6 protein-coding genes are annotated in these 8,637 nt (G+C 75.4%); all 6 read right to left on the bottom strand.

The annotated features are described in order from the left end of the window. Positions 1-120: 120 nt before the first annotated feature. Positions 121-1,689 (bottom strand): class I adenylate-forming enzyme family protein, encoded by a 1,569-nt coding sequence (locus tag ACFY00_RS18920; protein WP_388032636.1) that lies wholly within the window; start codon positions 1,687-1,689, stop codon positions 121-123. A gap of 47 nt (positions 1,690-1,736) precedes the next feature. Next, positions 1,737-3,176 (bottom strand): 3-carboxy-cis,cis-muconate cycloisomerase, encoded by a 1,440-nt coding sequence (gene pcaB / locus ACFY00_RS18915; protein ID WP_388032635.1) that lies wholly within the window; start codon positions 3,174-3,176, stop codon positions 1,737-1,739. Beyond that, on the bottom strand, positions 3,173-5,182 hold the full coding sequence (locus ACFY00_RS18910) for an FAD/NAD(P)-binding protein (protein WP_388032653.1): 2,010 nt from the start codon (positions 5,180-5,182) through the stop codon (positions 3,173-3,175). Before ACFY00_RS18910 ends, pcaB begins: the two co-directional genes overlap by 4 nt. 5 nt (positions 5,183-5,187) lie before the next feature. Continuing rightward, the gene (locus ACFY00_RS18905; RefSeq protein ID WP_388032634.1) at positions 5,188-6,735 is read right to left on the bottom strand and encodes an AMP-binding protein; all 1,548 of its coding nucleotides are present in this window, start codon (positions 6,733-6,735) and stop codon (positions 5,188-5,190) included. Positions 6,736-6,924: 189 nt separating this feature from the next. Further along, positions 6,925-7,470, bottom strand: coding sequence for an SRPBCC family protein (locus tag ACFY00_RS18900; protein WP_388032633.1), 546 nt, complete (start codon positions 7,468-7,470; stop codon positions 6,925-6,927). 263 nt (positions 7,471-7,733) lie between these two features. Next, complete coding sequence (locus tag ACFY00_RS18895; RefSeq protein WP_388032632.1) at positions 7,734-8,585, bottom strand: helix-turn-helix transcriptional regulator; 852 nt, start codon at positions 8,583-8,585, stop codon at positions 7,734-7,736. Positions 8,586-8,637 lie beyond the last annotated feature (52 nt).

The following is an 8,637-nucleotide window of genomic DNA, read 5'->3' as shown; positions in this document are numbered from 1 at the left end:
GGGGCCCGGGGGGGGGGCCGGGCCCCCCGGGGGGGGGGGCGGCCGCGGCCCCCCCCCCCCCCCCCCCCCCGGGGGCCGGCCCCCCCCCCCCCCGGGGGGGGCCCCCCCCCGCGTCCGGGGTCAGGACTCCTCGGCGGCCGCCAGCTCCCGGGCCAGCTCCAGGCGCTTGACCTTGGTGGTGGCGGTGTGCGGCAGCTCGTCCAGGCGGCGCTGGACCGGCGGCGCCAGCTCGGGCAGGCCGCGCACGGCCCGCTGCCAGCGGGCGAGGTCCAGCGGGCGGTCGTCGCGGGTGCAGACCACCGGGACGGGGGCGGTGCCGGCCCCGGGCACGATGATCACCTCCAGCAGTTCGGGCAGCCGGGTGAACAGGGCGTCCTCCAGGGCGAGGGTGCTGCTGATGCCCGGGATCTCGTCCACCTCGCGGTCCAGCAGGTGCACGCAGCCCCACTTGGTGCGGTAGCCGAGGTCGCCCATCCGCCACCAGCCGTCCGCGGAGAACTGCGCCTCGAAGCGTTCCTGCTCGCCCAGGTAGGTGATGATCTGGCCGCCGCTGCGGGCCTCGATGTGGCCCGGCGAGTCCGCGGTCACCGGGCGGCCGTCCCGGCTGACCACCCGGACCTCGCTCATCCCGGGGAAGGTCCGCCCCACGCAGCGCCCGTCGGAGCCGCCGCGCCGCCGCCTGGTCCAGGTGCGGGCGCAGATCGCGCCGGTCTCGCTCTGGCCGTAGGTCTGGGCGAAGAACGGCAGCTTGCGCCGGGAGGCGCGCAGCAGGGTGTCCACGGTGCGGGGGTGGATGGCGTCGAAGGTGTTGCTGAAGCAGCGGACCTTGGCCAGCGGGCGGGCCGGGTGGTCGGCCAGCACCTCCCAGGCGAGCAGGGTGTTGGGGTGGGTCTCGATGACGCCGGGGGGTATCCGGGCGAACAGCTCGGCGGCGTGCTCGGGGGTGTCGTCCCGCATGACGATCATCGGGTGGCCGCGCAGCGCGAACAGCGCGGCGCCGCTGATCATCCGGGAGTGCACGAAGGAGACGTGCACGGCGATCGGCTCTTGCCGGCCGACCGGCGCCAGCAGGACGGACTGCGGGCGGCAACGGGCCTGGATGGTGATGCCGGTCTGCACGGCCAGCTTGGGCAGGCCGGTGGTGCCCGAGGTGTGGGTGATCAGGGCCGGGCCGTCCTGCGGGGCCGTCACCGGCCGCACCCGTTCGACCCCGGCCAGCGCGGCCAGCGAGGTCGCGCCCGGGTGCTCGCCGACCGCGGTCAGCACCCGCGCGGACAGCTCGAACACCTCGGCGGGCAGCGAGTCGGCGAGCTTGGCCGCGTCGGTGAGCAGCGTCGGCCGCTCCAGCCGGGCCAGCAGCTTCGCCACGGTGGCGCCGTCCAGCTTGGGGGAGAGCAGCACCGGGACGGCGCCGACCCGGGCGGTGCTGTAGGCCAGCAGCGAGATGTCGAAGCCGTCCGACTTGTGGATCACCACCCGGTCGCCGGGCCGGACCCGGGCCGCCCACAGCCGGGAGGCGAAGTCGTCGACCAGGTCGGCCACCTCGGTCAGGGTCAGCCGCCGCCCCAACTGCGGGGCGATGTCCAGGTCGTGGTCCAGGTAGACCGGGCTGGCCGGGTGGCGGGCGGCGGCCCGGTCGAAGACCGTGCCCAGCCGGATGCCCCGGTTGCCGACGCGTTGCAGGAACATGCTTCCGTCTCTCCTTCGGTTGGTCGTCGGGACGCCCGGTACGGGGCTCACGGCTCGCGCAGGGCCCGGTCGACGAGCGGGCCGGCCAGCCCGGTGTACGCGGTCGGGTCGCACAGCAGCTCCAGCTCCTGCGGCTCGAACACGCCCTTCAGTTCCGGCAGTTCGGCCAATACTCCGGCCAGCGGGCGACCGTCCCGCTCGGCCTGCCCGGAGGCGTCGGTGAGCAGTTGCTTGGCCGCGGCCTTGCCGAGCCGGGGCGCCAGGACGGCGGAGATCCGCTCGGAGACCACCTGGCTGCCGGTCAGGTCGAGGTTGGCGCGCATCCGTCCGGGCCGGACCTCCAGGCCCTCGGCCAGCTCCACCGCGGTGTGCGCGGCCCCGCCGGTCAGCCGCAGCGCCTCGCGCAGCAGCTGCCACTCGGCGTGCCAGGCGCCCGCGGAGCGCTCGTCCTCGGCCAGCAGGCACTGGGTCAGCCCGGCCGCGATCACCGGCACCTGGAGGGCGGCGCTGCGGATCAGGGTGGCCAGCACGGGGTTGCGCTTGTGCGGCATCGCGGAGGAGGAGCCGCGCCCGGCGGCGCTCGGCTCGGCGACCTCGCCGACCTCCGTCCGGGTCAGCGACTGGACGTCCAGCGCGATCTTGCCGAGCGCCCCGGCGGTGAAGGCCAGCGCGGCCGCCAGGTCGGCGACCGGGGTGCGCAGCGCGTGCCAGGGCAGCACCGGGCGGGCCAGGCCGGTCTCGGCGGCGAACGCGTCCAGCAGCCGGTCCAGGTAGGCGCCGGGGTCGGTGTCCGGGCCGTCGGGGCCGTCGATCCGGGCGTACTCCAGGTACCCGGCGAGCGTCCCGGCGGCGCCGCCCAGCGAGACCGGCAGGCCGTGCTCGGCGACCTGCGCCAGGCGCCGTTCGGCGTCCAGGACGAGTTGCCGCCAGCCCGCCGCCTTGAGGCCGAAGGTGGTGGGCACCGCCTGCAGGGCGAGGGTGCGCCCGGCCAGCGGGGTGTCCCGGTGGCGTGCGGCCAGGTCGGCCAGCGCCCGGGCGGTGCGGGCCAGGTCGGCCCGCACCAGGCGCAGCGCGCGGGCGGCGACCAGCATGGTGCCGGTGTCCAGCACGTCCTGGCTGGTGGAGCCGCGGTGGACGTACTCGGCGGCGGCCGGGTCCTCGGCGGCCACCACCCGGGTCAGCGCCCGGACCAGGCCGACCACCGGGTTGGCGGTCTCCCGGGACTCCAGGGCCAGCGCCCGGACGTCCAGCAGCTCGGCCCGGGCCAGCCGGGTGACGGTCGCCGCGGCCGCCGCGGGCACCGTGCCCAGGGCGGCCTGGGCGCGGGCCAGGGCGGCCTCGGCGTCCAGCACGGCCTGCAGCCAGGCGGGGTCGGAGACGGCCGCCTCGACCGGGGTGCCCGCCCGCACCGGCGACAGCAGGCCGGTGTCGGGCGCGGCGGGCGCGGTGTCGGGCGCGGCTTCGGGCGCCGCGTGCGGGCCGCTCACACCAGCACCCCCGTCAGGTCGGTCACGGTGGCGTCCGGCCGCACGCCCCGGGGCACCTCGGCGGCGGGCGGCAGGGCCAGCACCGCGCGGGCGATGGCGTCGGAGTCGGCGAGGGTGACCGAGTCGACCCCGGGCCGGATGCCCGCGGCGGTCACCCAGTGCACCGCCTCGGTCGGGATGCCGTACGCGTAGCGGCGGGGGTGGGCCCGGCCGCGGGCGTCCAGCAGCCGGTAGGGCCGCTCGGTGACGGCCAGGCCGCCGGTCTGGTAGCCGCCGCAGGCGGCCGCGATCCGGTAGGGCGCGGCCTGTTCGGTGCTGAGCAGGTGCAGCAGCAGCGGGTCGGCGGTGCGGCGCAGGTCCGGCTCGGGCAGCCGGGCCTCGATCAGCACCGTCGAGCGGACCGGCGGCCGCGGCACCGCGCGCGAGGTCAGCACGAAGGCGGGCTCCGCGGTGTCGATCCGGATCTCGGTGCGCGGCCCGGTCAGCTCCACCACGTCGGCCTCCAGCAGGGCGATCAGCTCCTCGATCCGGGAGGCGGGCGGGCCGATCGACAGGAAGGCGTTCAGCGGGGTGTACCAGCCCTCCAGGTCGTCGCGGTACGAGTTGCCCTCCAGGCCGCCGTGGTCCACCGCGAGGCGGACCTCGTTGCGCAGGTCGCGCAGCACGTCCAGGGCGGCCTTCAGCGGCCCGCTGACGTTGCCCTCGCGGGCCGCCGCGACGTCCCGGGCCAGGTGGTCGAGCAGCCAGGCGCGGAAGTCCTCCGGCCCGGTGAACTCCCGGTCGCCGTACGGGCGGGAGAGCCGCTCCCAGCTCCAGTGCCGCTCGGCCGGGACGCCGTACTCGGCCAGCAGCGCGGTGTCCTCGCCCTCCCCGGCGCTCGCCAGGTAGCGCCGCACGAACCCCTCGCGCTCGGCGCCCCGCCCCGCGGCCTCCAGCAGCGCGCCGTAGTAGACGCTCTCCACCTCGCGGGAGATCAGCGGCCACAGGTCGGTGCGGAAGTTCACGTCGGACTCGCCGGAGACGATTCGGGCGCGCAGCCCCGCCACGTACTCCGGCGTCAGCAGCCGTGGCAGGTAGCGGCCGTACGGGCCCTTCTCGTTCTCGCCCCGGGCGTGGTACGGCACGCCGCGGCGCGAACTCGCGTACAGCTTCGGCTCCAGCCCCGAGGGGCGGTACGCCAGCCGTCCGTCGACCCGCTCGAACGCGCCGCCGCGGCCGACCGTGAACAGCGCCATGTGGTCGAAGAAGTTCAGGCCCAGGCCGCGCAGCAGCACCGGCTGCCCGGGGGCGACGAGCTCCAGGTCGCGGTCCAGGTCGAGGTCGGCCGGGTTGGCCGGGGTGACGTACGTCAGGTGGTGGATCCGGGCCAGGCTGGCGATGCGCTCCTCGTGCGGCGTCGGCCGGGCCGGGACGTGGCCCTGGGCCATCACGATCGCGTCCAGGTGGTCCAGCCGGGAGCCGTCCTCCAGCCGGACGCCCTGCGGGCCGCCGGGCACGCCGTGGGTGTCGGCCATCGCGACCGCCCGCGACCGGTGCACCACCACCCGGACGTGCGCCGGGGCGCGGTCCACCACCCGCTGGAAGCACGCCGCCAGGTAGCGGCCGTAGAACGCCCGGGTCGGGTAGGTGTCCGGGCCCAACCGCCGGGCCTCCGCGACGCACTCCTCGGCCTGCCCGGACGCCGCGCCCGCGGCCGCGACCAGCACCGCCCACTCGTACAGGCTCGGCCCGGGCTCGATCGGACCCTCGATCCGGGAGCTCTCGTCGGTGTGCACGGTGATCTGCGAGGCGACGGTGTTCATCAGCAGGTGCCGCGACTGGTCCTGCCGCCACACCGCCCCGGCGCCCGGCGCGGCCGGGTCGACCACGTGCACGGTGAGCGCCGGCCGGGAGGGGCGGGCGCGCTCGTTGGCGCACAGCCGCTCCAGCACCGACAGGCCGCGCGGACCGGCCCCGATCACGCAGACCTCCAACGCGGGCCCGTCCGCGGCGAGTTGCTCCGTCATCCCGGTCACGACTCCGCCACCTCCGCCGCCTCCGCACCGGCGGCCAGCCGGCGGGCCAGCTCCAGGCGCTTGATCTTGGTGGTCGCGGTGCGCGGCAGCTCCTCAAGCCGCCGGTGCACCGGATCCGCCATCGGCGGCAGGCCGGAGGCCGCGCTGCGCCAGGCCGCCAGGTCCAGCGGGGCGTCGTCCTTGGTGCACACCACCGGCACCGCCCGGCCGTCCGGGCCCGGAATGATGATCACCTCGGCGAGGTCGGGCATCCGGCCGAACAGGGTGTCCTCGGCGGCCAGCGTGCTGCCGAAGCCCTCGATCAGGTCGACCTCGCGGTCCAGCAGGTGCACGCAGCCCCACCGGGTGCGGTAGCCCACGTCGCCCATCCGCCACCAGCCGTCCTTCGACACCTGCGCGTCGTAGCGCTCCTGCTCGCCCAGGTAGGTGACGATCCGTCCGTCGCTGCGCACCTCGATGTAGCCGGGATTGTCGGCGGACGGCGGCAGGCCGTTGCGGCTGACCACCCGCACGTCCGTCATCCCCGGGAACGGCACGCCGACGCAGCGGCCGTCGTCGTCCAGGGTCCGGCGCCGGGTGAAGCCGCGGACGATCGCCGGGCCGACCTCGCTCTGCCCGTACAGCTGGCCGAAGTACGGGGCGCGGCGCCGGGTCGCCCGCAGCAGGCGGTGCACGGTGCGCGGGTGGATCGCGTCGAAGGTGCTGCTGAACAGCTTCACGTTGCTCAGCGGGCCGCGCGGGTCGTCCGCCAACTCCTCCCACTCCATGAAGGAGTTGGGGTGCGCCTCCAGGACGCCCGGCTTCAGCCGGGCGAACAGGTCGCCGACGTGCTTCGGGTCCGAGTCGCGCAGCACCACCAGCGGGAAGCCGCGCAGCAGCGAGATCGCCAGCGCGGTGAACAGCCGGGAGTGCACGAAGGAGACGTGGATCGCGATCGTCTCCCGGCCCGGGACGAGCGGGGCCAGCACCGAGGCCTGCGGGCGGTAGCGCGACTGCAGGCTGAACCCGGTGTGCACCGCCAGCTTCGGCGTCCCGGTGGTGCCCGAGGTGTGGGTGATCAGGGTGGGGCGGTCCGGCGCCAGGGTGACCGCGGGCACCCGCGGCGCCCCCGCCAGGGAGCGCAGCTCCAGCGCGTCCCGGTAGCGGCCGGAGGTCAGCAGCACCCGCTCGGCGAGCGCGAAGACCGACCCGGGCAGCGAGTGCTCCAGCTTCTCCTGGTCGGTCACCAGGAACGGGCGGTCGGTGCGGCGCACCAGCTCGGCGACGGTCTCGCCGTCCAGCGCCGGGGACAGCAGCACCGGCACGGCCCCGATCCGGGCCGCCGCGCACGCCAGCAGGGTGATGTCGAAGCCGTCGGCCTTGTGCACCACCACCCGCCGGGTCGGCCGCACCCCGGCCGCCCACAGCCGGGCGGCCAGCGCGTCCACCGCGTCGGCCACCTCCGCGACGGTCGAGCGCCGCTCCAGCTCCGGCAGCGCGTCCAGGTCGTGGTCGAGGATCAGGACGTTGGCGCCGTGCCTCGCCGCGGCGCGTTCGAACAGCATTCCGAGCCGGATTCCCCGGTTTCCGATACGTTGGAGAAACACCTGTACGCCTTCCGAAAAGGGGCGGCAGCACGCCGTCGGCACATCGGCCTGGAGGAGGGGGGAGAAATGTCGACCGGGCCGGGGAATTGCCCGTGGATCACCCGGGAAAAGCGGGAACCGACCCGGTCGGGAAATGCCCGGACCTGCTCAGCCCTGCTCGACGACGGCCTTGATCCGGCGCAGGGTGACGGCCAGGTCGGCGGAGATCTTGTCGCCCCACTCGGCGAAGAAGCGCTGCTTCGCGGCCTCGTCCATCTCGGCGGTGATGCCCCGGATGCCCTCGGTGGGCGCGTCCATCCGGAAGTGGTGGGTCAGCAGGCTGCCGCCGTCCTCGGCGGGCTCGACGTCGAAGCCCCAGACGCTCTCCTGCTTGCGGCCCTGCGAGTCGCGCATCGCCCAGCGGAAGGTCCGGCCGGGCTCGGCGGCGACCACCTCGGCGTGCGTCTGCCACCGCCCGCGCACCACCGGGGCCCACCCCACGACGTCCTCGGCGCGGAGGTTGTCACCGCGGAACACCGACCCGACGGCCGACGGCTCGCCGGACACCCACTCGCCGCCCAGGCATTCCGGGCTCCATTCGAAACTGCGCGGCAGGTCGCTGACCACCGCGTAGACCTCCGAGGGGGAAGCGGAAATGCGGATGTCGGCTTCGGTGGCGAATATCGGCCGCGTCTCGTTGATGATTTCACCCATGGCACGAATGTTCCCAGCCCGCCCCCGGCGGGGGTCAAGGCGGAAAATGCGGGTCCGTCAACTCCGGGATTCCGTGTCAACTCCGGCCCGGCCCGCCGCCGCGGAGCGCCCCCTCGCTGGGGAGCGGCGCGGGCCGCAGCTCCTCGCCCGCGCCGGCGTGAGTTCAGTTCACGCCTTCGGATGTAGACCAGCCAGGAGACGTGCTCGACCAACGCGTACGGGACGTCGAGCACGGCAGGACACGGGACCAGGCGAGGCTGATCTCACTCCTCGGACAGCAGCCAGCGCACCTTCTGCGCGGTCTCCGTGCCCTCCACCGGGTTGTACAGCACCAGCGTGATCCCCGGCTGCGCGGGCATCCGCAACTGGGTGCTCTCGAACGTCAGCGTCCCCACCACCGGGTGCTCCACCTCGTTCACCACCGCCGCCAGTTCCCGCACCTCCTGCCGCGCCCACAACTGCGCGAACTCCCCGCTCGTGCGCCGCAGTTCCGCCACCACCTCGGCGAACCCCGGATCCCCCGGATGGTCCGCCGCCGCCGCCCGGAACGCCGCCACCACCAGCGGCGCCACCCGCTCCCAGGCCGCCAGCGACGCCGCCCCCCGCCGCTGCGAACGCTGCCGGAAGAACCCCACCAGGCAGTTGCGGTCCGCCCCCTCCAGCCCCAGCGACAGCCGCGCCGACTCGTTCCACGCCACGTGGTTCCAGTACCGGTCCAGCACCGTCGCCGGACGCGGCTCCCACGCCTCGATCAGCCGCTGCAACCCCTCGCAGTACTCCGGCCGCGGCGCCGGGTCCGGCGGCGGCGGGTTCAACTGCGCCAACGCGTACAGGTGCCGCCGCTCCGCACTGTCCAGCCGCAGCACCCGCGCCACCGCGTCCAGCACCTGCGCCGACACCACGATGTCCCGCCCCTGCTCCAACCACTGGTACCAGGACGCCCCCACCCCCGCCAGCACCGCCACCTCCTCCTGCCGCAACCCCTGCCCGCGCCGCCGCGGCGCAGCGGGCAGCCCCGCCATCTCCGGCGTGATCCGCGCCCGCCGACTGCGCAGGAACTCCCGCAGCTCCGGCCGCCGCGCCCGCGATCCGACCCCCGACACCACCGCACCCATCCGAACCACCACCCTTTCCCCGCACTGGTGGTGCCACCACCAGTGGAAACGG

Origin of the sequence: Kitasatospora sp. NPDC001540 (assembly GCF_042894345.1) — a bacterium.
GTDB lineage: Bacteria > Actinomycetota > Actinomycetes > Streptomycetales > Streptomycetaceae > Kitasatospora > Kitasatospora phosalacinea_C.
The sequence above is the reverse complement of the archived record's forward strand: the minus strand, read 5'-3'. Positions and strand labels throughout refer to the sequence as shown.